The 20,624-nt window shown below is 41.7% G+C and carries 16 protein-coding genes and 1 pseudogene; 14 read left to right on the top strand and 3 right to left on the bottom strand.

Annotated features, from left to right (window positions below; all coding sequences use genetic code 11):
- Positions 1 to 30: 30 nt before the first annotated feature.
- Positions 31 to 234 carry a hypothetical protein gene (locus tag CVV77_RS05405; protein ID WP_019258250.1) on the bottom strand — a complete coding sequence of 68 codons (204 nt, stop codon included), beginning with the start codon at positions 232 to 234 and terminating at the stop codon, positions 31 to 33.
- A 164-nt stretch (positions 235 to 398) separates the two neighbouring features.
- On the opposite strand from CVV77_RS05405, the gene papB reads away from it, so the two are divergent.
- From papB to splB, 8 genes are all read left to right on the top strand, one after another.
- Positions 399 to 1,493 carry a di/tri-peptidase gene (papB, locus tag CVV77_RS05400; RefSeq protein WP_100274795.1) on the top strand — a complete coding sequence of 365 codons (1,095 nt, stop codon included), beginning with the start codon at positions 399 to 401 and terminating at the stop codon, positions 1,491 to 1,493.
- 281 nt (positions 1,494 to 1,774) lie between these two features.
- Entirely contained in the window at positions 1,775 to 2,740 is a 966-nt protein-coding gene (locus tag CVV77_RS05395) for a LacI family DNA-binding transcriptional regulator (RefSeq protein WP_003238962.1), read from the top strand.
- Positions 2,741 to 2,824: 84 nt separating this feature from the next.
- The gene (gene glcT, locus CVV77_RS05390; protein WP_003238961.1) at positions 2,825 to 3,670 is read left to right on the top strand and encodes a glucose PTS transporter transcription antiterminator GlcT; all 846 of its coding nucleotides are present in this window, start codon (positions 2,825 to 2,827) and stop codon (positions 3,668 to 3,670) included.
- 228 nt (positions 3,671 to 3,898) lie between these two features.
- A complete protein-coding gene (ptsG, locus tag CVV77_RS05385; protein WP_100274794.1) occupies positions 3,899 to 5,998 on the top strand; it encodes a PTS glucose transporter subunit IIABC in 2,100 nt (699 codons plus the stop codon).
- A gap of 97 nt (positions 5,999 to 6,095) precedes the next feature.
- The gene (locus CVV77_RS05380) at positions 6,096 to 6,362 is read left to right on the top strand and encodes a phosphocarrier protein HPr (RefSeq protein WP_003218637.1); all 267 of its coding nucleotides are present in this window, start codon (positions 6,096 to 6,098) and stop codon (positions 6,360 to 6,362) included.
- A complete protein-coding gene (gene ptsP / locus CVV77_RS05375; RefSeq protein ID WP_019258254.1) occupies positions 6,362 to 8,074 on the top strand; it encodes a phosphoenolpyruvate--protein phosphotransferase in 1,713 nt (570 codons plus the stop codon). Before CVV77_RS05380 ends, ptsP begins: the two co-directional genes overlap by 1 nt.
- A gap of 90 nt (positions 8,075 to 8,164) precedes the next feature.
- Positions 8,165 to 8,404, top strand: coding sequence for a splAB operon transcriptional regulator SplA (gene splA, locus CVV77_RS05370; RefSeq protein WP_003218644.1), 240 nt, complete (start codon positions 8,165 to 8,167; stop codon positions 8,402 to 8,404).
- A gap of 77 nt (positions 8,405 to 8,481) precedes the next feature.
- The gene (gene splB / locus CVV77_RS05365) at positions 8,482 to 9,510 is read left to right on the top strand and encodes a spore photoproduct lyase (protein ID WP_019258255.1); all 1,029 of its coding nucleotides are present in this window, start codon (positions 8,482 to 8,484) and stop codon (positions 9,508 to 9,510) included.
- On the opposite strand, the gene CVV77_RS05360 is transcribed toward splB, so the two are convergent.
- Positions 9,503 to 10,204 carry a GNAT family N-acetyltransferase gene (locus tag CVV77_RS05360; protein ID WP_100274793.1) on the bottom strand — a complete coding sequence of 234 codons (702 nt, stop codon included), beginning with the start codon at positions 10,202 to 10,204 and terminating at the stop codon, positions 9,503 to 9,505. The genes splB and CVV77_RS05360 overlap by 8 nt on opposite strands.
- Positions 10,205 to 10,337: 133 nt before the next feature.
- On the opposite strand from CVV77_RS05360, the gene mcpC reads away from it, so the two are divergent.
- The 4 genes and pseudogenes from mcpC to CVV77_RS22630 form a co-directional block, all read left to right on the top strand.
- Entirely contained in the window at positions 10,338 to 12,305 is a 1,968-nt protein-coding gene (mcpC, locus tag CVV77_RS05355; protein ID WP_100274792.1) for a methyl-accepting chemotaxis protein McpC, read from the top strand.
- 149 nt (positions 12,306 to 12,454) lie between these two features.
- Complete coding sequence (locus CVV77_RS05350) at positions 12,455 to 13,321, top strand: NAD(P)-dependent oxidoreductase (RefSeq protein ID WP_100274791.1); 867 nt, start codon at positions 12,455 to 12,457, stop codon at positions 13,319 to 13,321.
- Between the two features lie 590 nt (positions 13,322 to 13,911).
- Complete coding sequence (locus CVV77_RS05345; protein ID WP_100274790.1) at positions 13,912 to 14,802, top strand: Vgb family protein; 891 nt, start codon at positions 13,912 to 13,914, stop codon at positions 14,800 to 14,802.
- Positions 14,803 to 14,867: 65 nt separating this feature from the next.
- Positions 14,868 to 15,245: pseudogene (locus CVV77_RS22630) on the top strand (IS5/IS1182 family transposase); the annotation flags it as partial.
- Between the two features lie 123 nt (positions 15,246 to 15,368).
- Here the strand turns inward: CVV77_RS22630 and CVV77_RS05335 are convergent.
- Positions 15,369 to 16,175 (bottom strand): CAP domain-containing protein, encoded by an 807-nt coding sequence (locus tag CVV77_RS05335; protein ID WP_100274789.1) that lies wholly within the window; start codon positions 16,173 to 16,175, stop codon positions 15,369 to 15,371.
- A gap of 337 nt (positions 16,176 to 16,512) precedes the next feature.
- On the opposite strand from CVV77_RS05335, the gene CVV77_RS05330 reads away from it, so the two are divergent.
- Positions 16,513 to 18,636, top strand: a complete 2,124-nt coding sequence (locus CVV77_RS05330) for a peptidoglycan D,D-transpeptidase FtsI family protein (RefSeq protein WP_142397310.1) — start codon at positions 16,513 to 16,515, stop codon at positions 18,634 to 18,636.
- Positions 18,637 to 18,799: 163 nt separating this feature from the next.
- Positions 18,800 to 20,620, top strand: coding sequence for a sporulation histidine kinase KinA (gene kinA, locus CVV77_RS05325; RefSeq protein ID WP_100274788.1), 1,821 nt, complete (start codon positions 18,800 to 18,802; stop codon positions 20,618 to 20,620).
- Positions 20,621 to 20,624 lie beyond the last annotated feature (4 nt).

Raw genomic sequence — 20,624 nt, 5'->3', positions numbered from 1 at the left:
AGTCCAATCGGGCTGCTGGTTTTTTATGTATCAAGCTTTCTCTTCTTTTTTGTCTTTATCGGATCTTTTTGTAACCATGATGAGAGCGAGGATGCAGCAAAGGAAGCCCGCTGCACAACCGATGATAGAGCTGTAATAATAAAAGCCGACCATCTTCATACCGATAAAAGGAGCGGAAATTCCCAAAATCGTTAAGAGCATAACTGCTTTTCGCCTGAAAAAATTCATCAGCAAACGGAACAACTCCCTGCAATTGAACTCTACTGTCAGTATACAGGATGGGGGGCAGGAAATAAAATGAATCTGAAAATGAAGGCGCCGCGAAAGGCAAACACCTGTAAAACCTGTTACAATGGAAGACAGAACAATGCATTGCAAATGGCAGGGAGGAACAAGAAGTGAATAGAATACAACGCGTCTCTTCATGGCTGAAGGAAGCGGGGCATACTGCCGCATTTATTCATACGAAAGAAAATGTTTTTTATTTAACCGGTTTTTACACAGAGCCGCATGAAAGATTAATGGGTTTATTTATTTTTCAAGAAGAGGAGCCTTTCTTTGTTTGTCCTGGAATGGAAGCAGGTCAGGCACGCAGCGCAGGCTGGAATCATGAAATCATTGGCTATGCGGATCACGAAAATCCGTGGGAGCTGATAGAGAAAGCCTTGAAAAAGCGAAATATCAGCATACATACACTCGCGGTAGAAAAAGATTCGATCTCACTATCACGCGCAGAACAGCTGAAGCATTCAGTGGGCGGGGCTCAATTTGTTTCAGCAGAAGAAACACTCAATCAATTTCGCCTGATTAAAGACGACAATGAAATTCGTTTGCTGAAAGAGGCGGCAAAGCTTGCTGATTTTGGTGTTGAAGTCGGCACAGCCGCTTTGCGTGAAGGCATCAGTGAAGTGGAAGTGCTCGCTCAAATCGAGTATGAGCTGAAGAAAAAAGGAATTCAGGGCATGTCATTCTCCACAATGGTTCTATTCGGAGAAAAATCAGGCCAGCCTCATGGAAATCCAGGGACAGCCACATTGAAGAAAGGTGATTTCGTTTTATTTGATCTCGGTGTTATTCTTGACGGCTACTGCTCTGATATTACAAGAACGTTTGCATACAAGACCATCAATCCGAAGCAAGAGGAGATTTATGAGACCGTTCTTCAAGCGGAAAAAGCTGCGATTGAGGCAAGCAAACCCGGTGTCAGAATCGGAGATCTGGATTTAACTGCCCGCAGGATCATTGAAAAAGCGGGATACGGAAATTATTTTCCTCACCGGCTGGGACACGGACTCGGGATTTCCGTCCATGAGTACCCGTCTATGAGCCAAGCCAACGATACACTGCTGCAGGAAGGCATGGTCTACACGATCGAACCGGGTATTTATGTGCCTGAGATCGGCGGCGTGCGCATTGAGGATGACGTTCATGTAACAAAGGACGGAGCGATTGCTCTGACCCAATATCCGAAGGAATTGATCATACTGCCTTAACAGGAAATAAAAAAGGACTTTGTTCTCGACATCGTCCTTTTTTATCTGCATTAAATAAAAAAATCATCAAATGTTCGAAAAGGTTTAATTTCATGTTTTTGGTTGAGAGGTTTTACAGCAAGACAGCTGCCGCCGAGAACAGTCAGACATAATCCAATTAAAATGAAGAAACCCATGTGATCTTCTCCTTTCAGCTAAAAACACAAAATATGTCTGGTACGCTCATATCATATTGTATGAAACGCATTCCAGATCAAGGGAATTTAGAAAGAAGGGAATCTATGGCTAATATTAAAGACATTGCAGAAAAAGCCGGTGTCTCCGTTACAACGGTTTCCCGAGTCATAAACAATCATCCTTACGTCAGCGAAGACAAAAGAAATAGAGTGCTCGAGGCAATGGAAGCATTAGAGTACACGAGAAATATCCACGCTGTTCATTTGTCGAAAGGATTTTCAAACATGATTGGTGTTGTCTTGCCGACGATTAATCTGCCTTATTTTGCAGAGCTGATCGCAGGTATAGCTGACGCAGCCGCGGAATCCGGGATTCACCTCTCTTTATTCCAAACAAACTATGATGTGCAGAAAGAAATCTTTGCGCTGTCCCAATTAAAGCAGCGTCAGGTTGACGGGTTGATTTTTTGCTCAAAGGCGCTTGCTGATGAAAAACTCATGGAATGGGAGGGCCCGATATTACTTTGCCAGAATTCAGATATCAGCCGTTTTCCAACCATCAGCATTCCTCACCAACAAGCATTCCGGAAAGGCTTGGACTATTTAATTGCCAAAGGGCACACAAAAATAGCCATCTGTTTGGCAAGAAAAAAGGGCATGAACAGCCATTTCCGAATCAAGGCCTATAAAGAAGCATTGGAAGAGATCGGAGAAGCATTTCGTGAAGACTGGGTGATTGAGAAAGCGATTACAATCAATGATGGCAAGGCGCTTTTTCATAAGTGGCAAAAGTGGAAGGAAAAGCCGACAGCTATTTTTGTTGCCAATGATCAAGTGTCAGCAGGGCTTTTACTTGAAGCAAGAGCCCAGCGGGTATCGGTACCGGATGAGCTTGCAATCTTAAGCGTTGATAACCATGAAATCAGCCAATCGCTTGGTATCACAACAATCGATATTCAGACAAAGGAAATGGGAAAGCAGGCATTTGCCATGCTGGAAAAAAGAATTCAAGGGCAGCCGATTGAAAGGAAAGTTCTGGATTACCGTCTCGTCGAAAGATCGACTGTTTAGTGAAAGCGTCGAAAAAAGGTTTGACGTGCATTCCGTTCGTTATGTACGATATGAGGTATTGAATGACAAAAGGAGCTGAGGATCGTGAATGGGTCCTTCACAGTGAAAAAGGTACTGAATAATAACGTATTAATTGCTTCTCATCATAAATACAGCGAAGTCGTTTTAATCGGAAAAGGTATTGGTTTCGGAAAAAAACAAGATGATGTCATTGAAGATAAAGGCTACGATAAAATGTTCATTTTAAAGGACGAGAAGGAACAAAAGCAGTTTAAAAAGCTCCTTGACTATGTTGATGAAAAGCTCGTTGATATTTCAAACGATGTGATCTACCACATCAGCAATAGGACAAACCACTCATTAAATGAGCATATTCACATTGCGCTGACAGACCATATCGCATTTGCGATCAAAAGGCAGCAGCAGGGCTTTGATATGAAAAATCCATTTTTAATGGAGACTCAGTCGCTGTATCCGGAGGAATACCAAATTGCCAAAGAAGTTATCGATATGATTAATGAAAAAGCGGGAATTTGCCTTCCAGAAGGAGAAATCGGTTTTATCGCCCTGCATATCCATTCAGCCCTGACAAACCGCCCGCTGTCCGAAGTCAATCAGCACTCGCAGCTGATGGCGCAGCTTGTTGAGGTGATTGAAGACTCATTTCAAATGAAAGTAAATAAGGAAAGTGTCCACTATTTGCGGCTGATCCGGCATATCAGATTTACAATAGAGAGAATCAAAAAAGAAGAACCGACTAAAGAACCAGAAAAATTAATGTTGTTATTGAAAAATGAATATCCACTATGCTACAATACAGCTTGGAAATTGATTAAAATCTTGCAGCAAACATTGAAGAAACCAGTTCATGAGGCGGAAGCGGTTTACCTAACGCTTCATCTGTACCGATTAACCAATAAAATTTCATAAATTCAGTTTATCCTTATAACGTGTTACTGATCCGATCAGGCATGAGTGATTGAGGGGAAAAAACGGGAAGTCTATTCTCGTTCTTTTGTGCACCCAATTTGCTCATGCCTTTTTTGTTGTGTAAAAGGGCAAATGTAAACGGTTAAACTGGAAGACTTACGCCTGTGAATTCGTTGTCATGATTTTTAGCTGTAAGGTCAGACTAGTAAAAAGAGGAGGTCAATTCTTATGTTTAAAGCATTATTCGGCGTTCTTCAAAAAATCGGGCGTGCGCTTATGCTTCCAGTTGCGATCCTACCGGCTGCGGGTATTTTGCTTGCGATCGGAAATGCAATGCAAAATAAGGACATGATTCAAGTCCTGCATTTCTTGAGCAATGACAATGTTCAGCTCGTAGCAGGTGTTATGGAAAGCGCTGGGCAGATTGTTTTCGATAACCTTCCGCTTCTTTTCGCAGTAGGTGTAGCCATCGGGCTTGCCAACGGTGATGGAGTTGCAGGGATTGCAGCGATTATCGGTTATCTGGTGATGAACGTGTCTATGAGTGCGGTTCTTCTTGCAAACGGAACCATTCCTTCCGATTCAATCGAAAGAGCCAAGTTCTTCACGGAAAACCATCCCGCATATGTAAACATGCTTGGTATACCTACCTTGGCGACAGGCGTGTTCGGCGGTATTATCGTCGGTGTGTTAGCTGCATTATTGTTCAACAAATTTTACACAATTGAACTGCCGCAATATCTTGGTTTCTTTGCGGGTAAACGTTTTGTTCCAATTGTTACGTCAATTTCTGCACTGATTCTGGGTCTTATTATGTTAGTGATCTGGCCTCCGATCCAGCAAGGATTGAATGCCTTTTCAACAGGATTAGTGGAAGCGAATCCAACCCTTGCTGCATTTATCTTCGGGGTGATTGAACGTTCGCTTATCCCATTCGGTTTGCACCACATTTTCTATTCGCCGTTCTGGTATGAATTCTTCAGCTATAAGAGTGCAGCAGGGGAAATCATCCGCGGGGATCAGCGTATCTTTATGGCGCAAATTAAAGACGGCGTACAGTTAACAGCAGGTACGTTTATGACAGGTAAATATCCATTTATGATGTTTGGTCTGCCTGCCGCGGCGCTTGCGATTTATCATGAAGCAAAACCTCAAAACAAAAAACTCGTTGCAGGTATTATGGGTTCAGCGGCCTTGACATCCTTCTTAACAGGGATCACAGAGCCATTGGAATTCTCATTCTTATTCGTTGCCCCTATCCTGTTTGCGATTCACTGTGTGTTTGCGGGACTTTCATTCATGGTCATGCAGCTGCTGAATGTTAAGATTGGTATGACATTCTCCGGCGGTTTAATTGACTACTTCCTATTCGGTATTTTGCCGAACCGGACGGCATGGTGGCTTGTGATTCCTGTCGGCTTAGGGCTGGCAGTCATTTACTACTTCGGATTCCGATTTGCCATCCGCAAATTTAATTTGAAAACACCTGGACGCGAGGATGCTACGGAAGAAACAGCAGCATCTGGGAAAACTGGTGAAGCAGGAGATCTTCCTTATGAGATCCTTCAGGCAATGGGTGACCAGGAAAACATCAAACACCTTGATGCTTGTATCACTCGTCTGCGTGTGACTGTAAACGATCAGAAAAAGGTTGATAAAGACCGTCTGAAACAGCTTGGGGCATCCGGGGTACTGGAAGTCGGCAATAACATTCAGGCTATTTTCGGACCGCGTTCTGACGGTTTAAAAACACAAATGCAAGACATCATTGCGGGACGCAAACCAAGACCTGAACCGAAAACATCTGCTCAAGAGGAAGTAGGTCAGCAGGTTGAGGAAGTCATTGCAGAACCGCTGCAAAATGAAATCGGCGAGGAAGTTTTCGTTTCTCCGATTACCGGCGAAATTCACCCGATTACTGATGTTCCTGACCAAGTTTTCTCAGGAAAAATGATGGGTGACGGTTTTGCGATTCTCCCTTCTGAGGGTATTGTCGTATCACCGGTACGAGGAAAAATTCTAAATGTGTTCCCGACGAAACATGCGATCGGCCTGCAATCCGACGGCGGAAGAGAAATTTTGATCCACTTTGGTATTGATACGGTCAGCCTGAAGGGCGAAGGATTTACGTCTTTCGTATCAGAAGGAGACCGCGTTGAACCTGGACAAAAACTTCTTGAAGTTGATTTGGACGCAGTCAAACCGAATGTACCGTCTCTCATGACACCGATTGTGTTTACGAACCTTGCTGAGGGAGAAGCAGTCAGCATTAAAGCAAGCGGCTCAGTTAACAGAGAGCAAGAAGACATTGTGAAGATTGAAAAATAAGGGTGTTAGTACGCTGTGCTTGTCAGATGACAAGTACGGCTGTATGATATAATATTGTGAAGTAATATAGCTTTAAGTTAAAAGGAGAATGATAAAAATGGCACAAAAAACATTTAAAGTAACTGCAGATTCTGGAATCCACGCTCGTCCTGCGACAGTTCTTGTACAAACTGCAAGCAAATACGACGCTGACGTTAATTTAGAATATAACGGCAAAACAGTTAACCTTAAATCTATCATGGGTGTTATGTCACTAGGTATCGCTAAAGGTGCTGAGATCACAATCTCTGCTACTGGCGCTGACGAAAACGATGCTCTTAACGCTTTAGAAGAAACAATGAAAAGCGAAGGACTCGGCGAGTAATGCAAGAATTAAAAGGGATTGGCGCTTCAGCCGGCATCGCGATTGCAAAAGCATACCGGCTTGAAGAGCCAGATTTAACGGTTGAAAAGAAAAACATCTCTGATTCTGAAGCGGAAGTAAGCCGTTTTGATGAAGCGATTGCACGTTCAAAAGAAGAGCTCGAAAAAATCAAAGAGCACGCTTTAAAAGAACTTGGTCAGGATAAAGCTGATATTTTTTCTGCTCACCTTTTAGTTCTCAGTGATCCTGAGCTTCTAAACCCTGTGAAAGAAAAAATCAGCACTGATTCAGTGAACGCTGAATTCGCTTTAAAAGAAACGTCTTCTATGTTCGTTTCCATGTTTGAATCAATGGACAACGAATATATGAAAGAGCGTGCGGCAGATATCCGCGATGTAACAAAACGCGTAACCGGCCACCTGCTTGGCGTCGAAATTCCAAACCCAAGCATGATCTCAGAAGAGGTTATTATTATAGCTGAAGACTTAACACCGTCTGACACAGCTCAATTAAACCGTGAGTTCGTAAAAGGATTCACAACTGATATCGGCGGACGCACATCTCACTCTGCCATCATGGCGCGTTCTCTTGAGATTCCTGCAGTTGTTGGTACGAAAGCGGCTACAGGCACAATCCAAAACGGCGTGACTGTTATCGTTGACGGTATCAATGGCGATGTCATTATCGACCCATCTGCGGAAACTGTAAAAGAGTATGAAGAAAAACATAATGCTTATTTGGCTCAAAAAGCTGAGTGGGCGAAGCTTGTCAATGAACCGACTGTCTCAAAAGACGGACATCATGTAGAACTTGCAGCTAACATCGGTACTCCTGATGATGTGAAAGGCGTTCTTGAAAACGGTGGAGAAGCAGTTGGCCTTTACCGTACAGAATTCCTTTACATGGGAAGAGATCAGCTGCCTACAGAAGATGAGCAGTTTGATGCTTACAAAACGGTTCTTGAGCGTATGGAAGGAAAATCAGTTGTCGTGCGGACACTTGATATCGGCGGAGACAAAGAGCTTCCTTACCTACAGCTTCCTAAAGAAATGAACCCGTTCTTGGGATACAGAGCGATTCGTCTTTGCCTTGAAGAGCAAGAAATCTTCAGAACACAGCTTCGCGCGCTGCTTCGTGCAAGTACATACGGAAACCTGAAAATCATGTTCCCTATGATTGCGACAGTTAACGAATTCAAAGAAGCAAAAGCGATCCTTCTTGAAGAGAAAGAAAAGCTTGTAAAAGCAGGACAGGCTGTATCTGACGATATTGAAGTCGGTATGATGGTTGAAATTCCGTCCACTGCAGTCATCGCTGATCAGTTTGCTAAAGAAGTTGATTTCTTCAGTATTGGAACAAACGATTTGATCCAATACACGATGGCAGCTGACCGTATGAATGAACGTGTATCTTACCTGTATCAGCCATACAACCCGGCAATCCTTCGCTTAATTACACTCGTAATTGAAGCAGCACACAAAGAAGGAAAATGGGTTGGCATGTGCGGAGAAATGGCAGGAGACGAGATTGCGATTCCGATCCTTCTCGGCTTAGGCTTAGATGAGTTCTCAATGAGCGCAACGTCTATCCTTCCGGCAAGAACACAAATCAGCAAATTGTCTAAACAAGAAGCTGAGTCATTCAAAGAGAAAATTTTATCTATGAGCACGACAGAAGAAGTTGTCGCGTTCGTAAAAGAAACATTCAAGTAATGTACAAAAACCAGACGGCCTCCGGCCTGTCTGGTTTTTTTCATAAGTAAGGGTATAGGAGGGCACAATAACATGGCTAGGAGGGATAGTATGTCAAATCAATTTAACGCAGGAGATACAGTTTACGTGATCTACAGAAATCCGCACGCCGCCAATGTTGCCCACATAAAGGAAGCTGAAATTGTGCACCACCCATACCATGAAGGCGAGCTTTCCCTGTTTATTTATGAAACCTATCATCCGTTTGCAGAGGACGATGCTGTGTTTGCAAGCTATGAAGAGGCTAAATCACTTTACAAAGAACTATTTGATATCGATCCGTATGAGTAACAAGGAAATCATTACAACTCATATCCTTTCCGCCTTATGAGAAAAGTAACGTTAGTAAAGGAAAAGGATGTGGCATCATGCAGAACCCATTTGTTCCGCAGCTTGTGTATATAGAACCGAGAGCGTTGGAATATCCGCTGGCTCAAGAATTACAAGATAAATTTGAAAAAATGGGCATTGAAATCAGAGAAACGACATCCCACAATCAGGTGCGTAATATTCCTGGAAAAAATCATCTTCAGCAGTATCGTAATGCGAAGTCAACATTAGTTATCGGTGTCAGGAAAACATTAAAGTTTGATTCTTCTAAACCCTCGGCTGAATATGCTATTCCGTTTGCAACCGGCTGCATGGGGCACTGCCATTACTGCTACCTGCAAACAACCATGGGATCAAAGCCGTATATCAGAACCTATGTAAACGTCGAGGAGATATTGGACCAGGCAGATAAATATATGAAGGAGCGCGCACCAGAGTTCACAAGGTTCGAAGCCTCATGTACGTCAGACATTGTAGGAATCGATCATCTGACACACACGCTGAAGCGCGCCATTGAACATTTTGGACAAAGTGAGCTCGGAAAGCTCAGATTTGTAACGAAATTTCATCATGTCGATCACCTGCTAGATGCAAAGCATAACGGGAAAACGAGATTCAGATTCAGCATTAATGCCGACTACGTGATTAAAAATTTTGAGCCGGGAACCTCACCTCTTGATAAGCGGATAGAAGCGGCGGTAAAAGTTGCAAAAGCAGGGTATCCGCTAGGCTTCATTGTTGCGCCGATTTATATTCATGAAGGCTGGGAAGAAGGATACAAACATCTGTTTGAAAAACTTGATGCCGCTTTGCCGCAAGATGTCAGACATGATATTACTTTTGAATTAATTCAGCACCGTTTTACAAAACCGGCGAAACGAGTCATTGAGAAGAATTATCCAAAGACGAAGCTCGAATTAGATGAAGAAAAGCGGCGTTATAAATGGGGCCGTTACGGGATCGGAAAATATATTTATCAGAAAGATGAAGAGCATGCACTTCGGGAAGCACTTGAATCCTATATTGATACTTATTTCCCAAGTGCGAAAATCGAATATTTCACTTAAAGGGCTGTTGTGACGAACAGCTCGTTTTTTTATAAAAAGGATTTTTCCATTCCATCAAAACGCCGAAATTCAATGATTCTTCATCCTCTAAATAATTGCTGACTACACGAATCGGAGAACGGCCGCAATGCAGGAGAAAGGACAGCACAGGGTCTTTTTTCCTCCCCTCTATCACATCTTCAACGTATTGTACAGCGCTGATCTCGTCTGCGTATTTATGATAAAAAGGAATACGCCCGCCGCCGAGCAGGCGCTCCAGCCGCTTGTCAACAGTCAGCTCATACATCGTGTTCATCAGCCATTTTCCGATTCCAAGCTTTCGATATTGAGGAGAAACGGAAATATCCACTACATATAAAGTATTTCCATGAGGATCATGATTATTAATAGATCCGTTGTCTGTTGCCTGCGCCCATGTATGGTCAGGAGACTCTGGCTTAAAATGTACGATAAGGGCAGTCATAGAACCAACTATTCTGCCATTGACCAGCGCGCATAAAGCCCCTTCCGGAAAGGTTTTGATATGGCTTTCAAGCTGTTCCTCTGACCACAGCAATTCCTGAGAAAACGGAGGGGGGAAACATTCTCTTTGAAGTGAAATCAGCCCCTTTATGTCAGTCTCTGAATAGTTTCGGATGGTCAGAGCCTCAAATTTTCTGCCGTTATGCACGTACATTTGTTTTAGTATGATCATCACCCTCCTTATGTGTTTTATTATAAACAAGATTGAATTTTCAGTAAATATATTCCGGATTTCATATAATTTATTTTTTTATTATTCATTTTTCAAATGAAAGGGCCGATATAGAAATTAGGAGGGGATTGGTTTGTTTAAAAAACTTCACATGAAGATTGCTGTTTTTGTTTCGATCATGTTAATCGTCACAGTTGTTCTTTTAATGCTGTCTTCTTATCTGACGCTAAAACCAATGATTACAGAGGATGGGAAAAATACAACTCAAAACGTGACACAGTCACTTGAACAAAATATTGAATTGCAATTAAAGAGTTATGCCATTTCGTTAACAAGATTGGCTAATGGAGAATTAACTCATACATTTGTAACGAAACCAAGTAAAGAAGCTTCTCGGCTGTTTAATGATGACATTAAACAAATCAAAGATAACGATAATTATGTTGCGATGGCTTACATAGGCACCGCAAAAAAAGAGATGTTTACATATCCGAAAGCCGATTTTGCTGATGATTATGACCCGACATCAAGACCATGGTATAAGCTTGCAGCTGAAACTCCGGATCAAGTCGTTTGGACGGAACCCTATAAAGATGTCGTGACAGGAGACATGATTGTCACTGCATCGAAAGCGGTACTTGAAGGGCAGAAAGTGATAGGGGTTGCCAGCTACGATTTGAAACTTTCTGCTATCCAGAGCATGGTCAATAAGCAAAAGGTTCCTTACAATGGATTTGCCTTTTTAGCTGATGCAAGCGGAAATCTTTTAGCCCACCCGTCAAACCAAGGAAAAAATATATCAAAGGATCAATCATTGAAAACCATTGCATCTGAGAAAAAAGGGATACAGGATGAAAATGGAAAAATGGTTGTGTACCAAACGATTGGTGAAACGGGCTGGAAAGTCGGAACACAATTTGATACTGATAAATTAATGTGGATTTCAGATAAAATGAACCGGGCGAACCTTTGGATATCACTGATCGCGCTTGTCGCAACGATAATTCTCAGCTATTTCCTGGCCAAAACGATAACCGGCCCGATACAGCAGCTGATCGCAAAAACGAAGGCAGTCTCCGAAGGCGATTTAACCGTTCATGCTGAATCAAAATCCAAGGATGAAGTCGGTATTTTAACAAGAGACTTTAACCAGATGGTAGAAAATATGAAGGAAATGGTTGAACAAGTGAGACTCTCTTCAGGGAAAGTATCTGATACCTCTGAGCAATTAACGGCTGTCTCTGCGGAAACAAATGAAACAAGCGGACAAATTGCAAAAGCAATTGAAGAAGTAGCCGCAGGAGCATCAGAACAGGCTTCTGAAGTTGAGACCATTAATGAAAAATCAGAAAGCCTGTCAACTAAAATCAGACAAATCGCTGAGGAGGCGGGCGGAATTAAAGACCGCTCAAAATCATCTGAGGATGCAAGCTATAAAGGACTTGACGCGCTTGGCCAGCTTCTGATGAAGTCAAACGAAGCCAACATGGAAACAAAAAAGGTTGAAACGATGCTGCTTGATCTGGAAAATCAAACAAAGAATATTGAAGAGGTCGTTACAGCCATTTCGAATATTTCTGATCAGACCAACTTGCTTGCTCTAAATGCCAGCATTGAGGCAGCCAGAGCCGGAGAAAGCGGACGCGGCTTTGCCGTTGTAGCCGATGAAGTGCGGAAGCTTGCTGAGCAATCAGCACTTTCTACAAAGCATATCAGCGAGACTGTGAAGCTTATCCAGCTTGAGACAAAAGAGGCCTCTCACGCAATGGTTGAGGCAAGCAGAATGAATGATGAACAAAACAGTGCCATTCATGAGACTGGAGAGGTATTAAACACGATAACCGCAGAAATGCAATCACTGGTACAAGGCATTGATCACATTTACGAAGAAATTCAAAGAATGAGTGATGAACAGCTCGCAATTTCTGAAGCGATTCAAAGCATATCAGCCATATCACAGGAATCGGCCGCTGCAGCAGAGGAAGTGAACGCATCAACCGATGAACAGCTGATCACCCTTGATAAAGTCAAACACTCAACGGAAACGTTAAAACATGCAAGCCAAGAGCTTATGAACACAATTCAGAAATTCAAATTGTAATCCAATCAAATCCCCAAAACATGATATGTTTTGGGGATTTTTTTATTTTAGCAGTCTACTATATGATGAATAGATATGGTAGTCTAGAAAATGAAGGAAAAATGATAAATTTTAACTAAAATCAAACAAAGCATCTGGGAGGAATGACCTTGAAAAAAACAATTGGTTTTATCGGTCTTGGAGTGATGGGAAAAAGCATGGCATCACATATTCTGAAAGACGGCCATCCTGTATTGGTGTACACCCGGACAATAGAAAAAGCAGACAGCATACTTGAAAAAGGCGCGGTATGGAAAGAAACGGTCAAAGATCTTTCAAAAGAAGCGGATGTTATCATTACAATGGTCGGCTATCCCAGTGATGTTGAAGAAGTGTATTTCGGAAGCAGCGGAATTATTGAAAATGCAAAAGAAGGCGCATATCTCATTGATATGACGACATCTAAGCCTTCGCTTGCGAAGAAGATTGCTGAAGCGGCCAAAGAAAAAGCATTGTTCGCTTTAGATGCCCCTGTTTCCGGCGGAGATATCGGTGCACAAAACGGAACTCTCGCGATTATGGTCGGCGGAGAAAAAGAAGCATTTGAAGCCTGCCTGCCGATTTTCTCTTTAATGGGAGAAAACATTCAGTATCAAGGACCGGCTGGAAGCGGTCAGCATACCAAGATGTGTAATCAGATTGCAATTGCAGCTGGTATGATCGGTGTTGCTGAAGCGATGGCCTATGCTCAAAAATCAGGCCTGCAGCCGGAAAATGTCCTGAAAAGCATCACAACGGGCGCAGCCGGAAGCTGGTCATTGTCAAATCTTGCTCCCCGTATGCTTCAAGGCAACTTTGAACCAGGTTTTTATGTGAAACATTTTATTAAAGATATGGGAATTGCGCTTGAGGAAGCGGAATTAATGGGGGAAGAAATGCCAGGCTTGTCGCTTGCGAAATCCTTATATGACAAGCTCGCTGCACAAGGCGAAGAAAACAGCGGAACACAAAGTATATATAAGCTATGGGTGAAATAAAAAAGATTGCATGCCTTCAGGCTGTGAGCCTTATTTGATATTCGTTCTGAGAAGGATTTATCCTTCTCTTTTTTAATTCAATCGTGTTTTTACTCTTTTTAAAACTTGAGGCATACGATTTACAATGCTGCTGTCACTGATCCGCATTATTTTATTTTTGTTCAAAAAGCACCCTTCTTTCGATCATGCGCCTTTTTTGGGGGGAGAAAAATATCATCATCTCCTGCATACATTGTTTTTTTATTTTTAGCAGTTGACAAAACTGAGACAGTATTTTACTGTTGCCTTAACATAAAACGGAAGGGTGAAAATAAGAACATGATTCTATAACCCTAGCTTTTAGAAAGAATCAATAGCTTAACCTATACATTTAACTTCAGTACTATTTTTCCGATGATCTGAATGCTTATTTGTTTTGTTTATTGATTCATTTTCTGAGATAGGATTATGGGGTGATGTTCTTTATTTATACTGACTAAAGCGGCTTTGAAGTGAAGCCTATTTAGGTATGAATGTAAGCATTGCCTCCTATCTCAGAAAAGTGAGTATAGGAGGCTTTTTTGTAGATTATTATTGATGGGGGAATTGATATGAAGCTTGAACAGCAAGAAATAAATATTTTACATTCTGATTCTGGTCCATACGGGATAGCCATTTCACACGAAGGAAAGGTATGGTTTACTCAACATAAAGCTAACAAGATTAGCTGTATTAATAAGAAGGGGCAAGTTCAAGAGTATACTGTTCCGACACCTGATGCTGGAGTCATGTGTTTAACGGCGTCTTCAAAAGGTGATATCTGGTTTACAGAAAATAGAGCTAATAAGATAGGAAAACTGACAGCAAAAGGGCAATTTATAGAATATCCATTGCCGCATCAACATTCAGCCCCATATGGAATTACGGAAGGTCCAAACGGCGATATCTGGTTTACTGAGATGAATGGAAATCGTATAGGAAAATTGACATCAGAGGGCAAGATTCATGAATACGAACTGCCTAATGAAGGATCATATCCTTCTTTTATTACGTTGGGTTCGGATCAGTCACTTTGGTTCACTGAAAACCAGAACAGTGCTATTGGCAAAATAACCGAATCAGGAGAGTTAACGGAATATCCAATTCCTACACCAGCAGCAGGACCAGTAGGGATTACAAAGGGGCATGACGATGCGCTTTGGTTTGTAGAAATCATGGGTAATAAGGTAGGTAAGATTACGGTTTCTGGTGAAATAACTGAATATGACATCCCTACACCAAATGCACGTCCCCACGCTATCGCTGCAGGAGTGAAATCTGATTTATGGTTTACCGAATGGGGGGCAAATAAAATAGGAAGGCTGACAAGTGATCAAACAATTGAAGAATATACAATCAACACACCTAATGCTGAACCTCATGGCATTGGATGCGATAATGATGGAACAGTGTGGTTTGCATTAGAATGTAACAAAATAGGAAAACTAAACTTAATAAAATAATGAAAAAGGAGCCACCCTTTGGCTCCTCTGGCTGTCGAGAAAACCTCGGCAGCCTCTATTTCCCCATCGCACGGTTTGGTTTTCAAGTAGAAGCCGTCGCTTTCGATTCTGGTTACTTAACGACCCCAATTTCTAAAGGATTATCTGACTGTGATATCTTTGGTGAAATCGCTCATAGGCGCTACATCCTGCCCTGAAGTTTGTTTCCACAATGGAAATTTCATTACGGCAGTGAAAAAGGCAGGTGCATTTGTCTGAACCGGCACATTTACGCATTCAACAACTGACCGTAAAGGCCATCGGTCATCTAAATCACCCGCATATATGGAGACAAAATCGTTTGTCTGTTTCAGGGAAAACGGAATGTGAGCGAACAAGTTCTCCTCGCAGCTGCGTGCCAGAACATGAAGAAGATTGCTACACACCTATCCGAGCAGGGCTAGGTATGTGGGAGCTTTTTTCTGGTTCTAGAAACAGATTGAAAATGAAAAACAAAAAAGCTTGTAGAGAAAACATGGTTCTCTCTACAAGCTGAAGATTATCTGTATCGTACAGGATATTTTTTATTATTTTCCGATGAATTGCTGCGTCCAGATGCTTCCAGACTCAACGTAGCCTACACCGATGTGAGTAAAGTTAGGGTTTAGAATGTTTTTTCTGTGTCCTTCACTGTTCATCCAAGCTTTTACTACTTCTTCTGGTGTCTTTTGACCCTTAGCAATGTTTTCACCTGCTGTTTTGTAGCTGATTCCGAAAGATTTCATCATATCAAACGGTGAGCCGTAAGTTGGGCTTTGGTGATCAAAGTAGTTTTTGTCTTTCATATCCTGAGATTTGGCGCGAGCTGATTTGCTCAACGTTTCATCAATTTGAAGCGGTTTTAACCCTTGTTTTTGTCTTTCTGCATTTGTAAGCTCAACAACTTTTTTCTCATATGCGCTTACAGATGAAGGCGCAGATGTAGTTGTGTTTGTTTTTTCAGCTTCAGGTGCTTTAGAAGCAGTGTTTTGTTCAGTAGCAGCTGGTGTTTTAGAAGCAGTGTTTTTTTCAGCAGCTGCTTTTTCAGTAGTCTTTTGCGCAGGTTTTGCAGTTTCAGTCTTTTGAACATCCTGAATGTTCATGTTAGATTGCTTGGCATATTTTTGAAGGAGCTGCTTGATCTCTTTTTCGTTTGCAGCGTCTAATGTTTTGATATTTGTTTTAATATGCAGTTTTTTCACTGCATCGTTAAGGGGCATGTTTTGCACAGTGTTCCCCGTTTTTACCGTTACCACATGCTGGCAGGAGAGTTCTTTCGCTGATGCTTGCTGTACGCCCCCGAATGTGAATAATCCAACCGCAGCGGCAGCAGATAAAATAAATGCTTTCTTCATTAGTTCATAACCTCCTAGAGTTGTTTGTTTCTACAAGAAAAATCATAACATAGCTTTTTTGTCATAAAGAATCCATCAGTTTCCTTTGACAAAGAGAGATTGTCATTTTTGTAACCAACATGCGCTGAGCCGCTGAAACGAAGCGAATCAGCGCATTTCATGATTTTATCATACAGTTACATAGATTCCTTTTTTTTGAATGGTTAGTTATATTTTAATGTGTTTTTATATTGACAGCTTTTTTTATCCCTTTTTGCTGTAACAACTGTTACAAAGGTGTTACAATTAATCTCAGTATATGTAAATATATTGAATGATTTGAGAGGGGTAACCAGAAGTGACTGAAATAGGACGTGAACCTAAGAAAAAGCGCAAAGGAAACCGGGCGATCAGAATGAACCTTTTTTTCCTTGCTGTCTTTGTTCTATTCACTGCGTTAATCTTTAAGCTTGGCGTTGTTCAAATTGTTGAAGGCGAACAGCATGAAGAAGACGCTGAGAAAGCAAATGCAAAAACAGCGTACTATCCCGCGCCGCGAGGAAAGATGTACGACAGAAACCAGAAAGTGGCTGTCGATAACCAAAGTGTGCCTGAAATTGTGTATGTTTCTACATCGAGCACAAAAACAGAAGACAAAATCAAAACAGCGAAGCGTCTGGCTGCTTTAATCCATATTGATACCGAATTTTTGAAGGAAAGAGATTTGCGTGATTACTGGATTGCATCTCATCCGAAAAAAGGCGCCGCTCTGCTTAAGGAATCTGAAAGCAACCTGAAAGGGGCCGAGGCTTACAATCTTCAAATTGAGCGTGTGCCGAATCAAGAGCTGAAAGCTATTCAGCGAGATGATGAAGAAATGGAAATCGCTGCGATATATACAAGGTTTTCAAGCGGAAATGCTTACGAACCTCAAATCGTAAAGGCGATGAACCCAAATGAAAGCAACAGCAATGGAAAAAATGGAACGCTTCTTGATGAGAAGAAAAGCTCCACGCAACGACCAAAAAACGACTTAACATATGATGAAATTTCAATTGTTTCTGAGCATTTAGAAGAACTTCCGGGAATCGACATCGTAAACGATTGGACACGAAAATATCCTTATGACAAAACCCTCTATTCCGTTTTTGGAGGTGTCACGACACCTGATCAGGGCCTGCTGAGCGACCGGAAAGATTTCTACTTAACAAGAGGCTATGCGAATAATGACAGGGTTGGGAAAAGTTATATAGAGTATCAATATGAAGACTACTTAAATTCCCAAAAGGAAAAAGTGCAGTATGTAGAAGATAATAAAGGAAATGTCGTCAGCCAAAAAACCATTGATAAAGGCAGCAGGGGATACGATCTTCAGCTTTCTTTTGACATGGAACTTCAGGCAGAAGTAGAAAAGATCATTGAAGAAGAAGTGAGAAACAGCCGTGCACGCGGAAACTATATGCTTGACAGAGCCTTTGTCGTGATGATGGACCCGAATAACGGCGATATTTTGTCGATGGCAGGAAAAAAGATAGATTTAGAAACAAACAAAATTGAAGATTATGCGATAGGGGCATTTACAACCCAATATGAAATGGGTTCAGCAGTAAAGGGTGCCACCGTACTTGCCGGTTATCAGGACGGGATTCCGCATTATAAATATTTTGTGGATACACCTCTTTATTTTGCAGGAAACGGTAACAAGCCTAAGAAGTCCTATATGAATATGGGAACTATTAACGAATTAACCGCACTGCAAAAAAGCTCAAACGTATACATGTTTAATGTTGCCATGCATATTGCCGGTGTTACATACAAGCCGCATGGACCTCTTCCCGCTGACCAGAAGGATTTGAACAAAATGAGAAATTACTACAGCCAGTTTGGCCTGGGTGTAAAGACAGGTATTGATCTTCCGCAGGAATCAGCCGGAATGCAAACTACACCTGATGCGGTAGGGGGGTTAATTTTAGACTTGGCAATTGGTCAATACGATACATATACACCTCTTCAAATGGCACAGTACATCTCATCAATCGCAAATGGAGGATACCGTATTCAGCCAAGAATTGTTACAAGTGTTCACGAGCCCAACAATAAAGAGGGTCTTGGGAAAACAATTGAACAAAGAAAGCCAAACATTCTCAATAAAATTAACAACACAGAAAGTGACATACAGCAGGTAAAGACCGGAATGAAATTAGTTACCACTTCAGGGACAGCTAAAAATACGTTTACAGAAGATGTTTCAGGAAAAACAGGAACTGCTCAAACATTTTATTACGGAACAAACCGTAATTGGTGGGGAAAAAGCACGTATAATCTGACATTTGTCGGCTATTATCCGTCTAAAAATCCAAAAGTGGCATTTAGTGTCGTTGTACCTTCTGTAGCGAACGACCACGACCCGATCAACAAACTTATTGCCAAAAGAGCTATACACGCCTACACAGAGCTCGAAAAGAAACACAGCAAAAAATAAAAAAGAGGGTGCACATCTGAAAGATTGTGTGCCCTTTCTTTTATTCAAAAATTGACGATCACCATAAGAATAGAAGGAGAATACTCATTTTCTAGCGAATCATACTAGGTAAAAGTCAATCTGTATATATGGAAACACGATGATCATGCAAAGGAGGGATTCTGTGGAACAGGATACGCAGCATGTTAAACCATTTCAAACAAAAACCGATATTCATGCAGTCTTGGCCTCTAATGGACGCATCATTTATATATCTGCCAACTCTAAACTGCATTTGGGCTATCTCCAAGGAGAGATGATTGGATCATTCCTCAAAACGTTTCTGCATGAGGAAGACCAATTTTTAGTTGAAAGCTATTTTTATAATGAACATCATCTGATGCCGTGCACCTTTCGTTTTATTAAAAAAGATCACACGATTGTGTGGGTGGAGGCTGCGGTAGAAATCGTTACGACAAGAGCTGAGCGGACAGAACGGGAAATCATTTTGAAAATGAAGGTTCTTGAAGAAGAAACAGGCCATCAATCCCTAAACTGCGAAAAACATGAAATCGAGCCTGCAAGCCCGGAATCGACTACATATATAACGGATGATTATGAACGGTTAGTTGAAAATCTCCCGAGTCCGCTATGCATCAGTGTCAAAGGCAAGATCGTCTATGTAAACAGCGCGATGCTTTCAATGCTGGGAGCGAAAAGCAAGGATGCTATTATTGGCAAATGGTCCTATGAATTTATTGAAGAAGAATACCATGATATCGTCAGAAATAGGATACTACGAATGCAAAAAGGAATGGAAGTCGGAATGATCGAACAGACGTGGAAAAGGCTTGATGGCACACCTGTTCATTTAGAAGTGAAAGCGTCCCCGACCGTCTACAAAAACCAGCAGGCTGAACTGCTGCTGCTGATCGATATCTCTTCAAGGAAAAAATTCCAAACCATCCTGCAAAAAAGCCGTGAGCGATATCAGCTGCTGATTCAAAATTCAATCGATACCATTGCGGTGATTCATAATGGCAAATGGGTATTTATGAATGAGTCGGGAATTTCACTGTTTGAAGCGGCTACCTATGAGGATTTAATTGGCAAAAACATATACGATCAGCTGCATCCTTGCGATCACGAGGATGTAAAAGAGAGAATCCGAAACATCGCCGAGCAAAAAACAGAGTCAGAAATTGTCAAGCAATCCTGGTTCACCTTCCAGAACAGGGTCATCTATACGGAGATGGTCTGCATTCCGACGACCTTTTTTGGTGAAGCGGCTGTCCAAGTCATTCTTCGGGACATTTCAGAGAGAAAACAAACAGAAGAATTGATGCTAAAATCGGAAAAACTATCAATCGCAGGGCAGCTTGCGGCGGGAATCGCCCATGAGATCCGCAACCCGCTGACAGCGATCAAAGGATTTTTGCAGCTGATGAAACCGACGATGGAAGGGAATGACCACTACTTTGATATTGTATTTTCTGAACTCAGCCGCATCGAATTAATACTCAGTGAACTGCTAATGCTGGCAAAACCCCAGCAAAATGCCGTTAAAGAATATTTGAACTTGAAAAAATTAATTGGTGAGGTATCGGCCCTGTTAGAAACGCAGGCAAATTTGAATGGCATTTTTATCAGAACCAGTTATGAAAAAGACAGCATTTATATAAACGGAGATCAAAACCAATTAAAACAGGTATTCATTAATTTAATTAAAAATGCAGTTGAATCGATGCCTGAAGGGGGAACAGTAGACATTATCATAACGGAGGATGAGCATTCTGTTCATGTCACTGTCAAAGATGAAGGGGAAGGCATACCTGAAAAGGTGCTGAACCGGATTGGAGAACCATTTTTAACGACAAAAGAAAAAGGCACAGGGCTTGGACTGATGGTGACATTTAATATTATTGAAAATCATCAGGGAGTCATCCATGTAGACAGCCATCCCGAAAAAGGCACAGCGTTTAAAATTTCATTTCCCAAAAAATAAAACA

The sequence above is a fragment of the Bacillus sp. SN1 genome (genome assembly GCF_002796895.1).
GTDB classification, from domain to species: domain Bacteria; phylum Bacillota; class Bacilli; order Bacillales; family Bacillaceae; genus Bacillus; species Bacillus inaquosorum.
The sequence above is the reverse complement of the archived record's forward strand: the minus strand, read 5'-3'. Positions and strand labels throughout refer to the sequence as shown.

Excerpts from the sequence above, each read along its gene's own strand:
- splB (WP_019258255.1), top strand. The coding sequence starts at position 8,482 with ATGCAGAACCCATTTGTTCCGCAGCTTGTGTATATAGAACCGAGAGCG.
- CVV77_RS05335 (WP_100274789.1), bottom strand. The coding sequence starts at position 16,175 with ATGAAGAAAGCATTTATTTTATCTGCTGCCGCTGCGGTTGGATTATTC.
- splA (WP_003218644.1), top strand. The coding sequence starts at position 8,165 with ATGTCAAATCAATTTAACGCAGGAGATACAGTTTACGTGATCTACAGA.
- ptsG (WP_100274794.1), top strand. The coding sequence starts at position 3,899 with ATGTTTAAAGCATTATTCGGCGTTCTTCAAAAAATCGGGCGTGCGCTT.
- ptsP (WP_019258254.1), top strand. The coding sequence starts at position 6,362 with ATGCAAGAATTAAAAGGGATTGGCGCTTCAGCCGGCATCGCGATTGCA.
- CVV77_RS05380 (WP_003218637.1), top strand. The coding sequence starts at position 6,096 with ATGGCACAAAAAACATTTAAAGTAACTGCAGATTCTGGAATCCACGCT.
- CVV77_RS05360 (WP_100274793.1), bottom strand. The coding sequence starts at position 10,204 with ATGATCATACTAAAACAAATGTACGTGCATAACGGCAGAAAATTTGAG.
- CVV77_RS05395 (WP_003238962.1), top strand. The coding sequence starts at position 1,775 with ATGGCTAATATTAAAGACATTGCAGAAAAAGCCGGTGTCTCCGTTACA.
- CVV77_RS05345 (WP_100274790.1), top strand. The coding sequence starts at position 13,912 with ATGAAGCTTGAACAGCAAGAAATAAATATTTTACATTCTGATTCTGGT.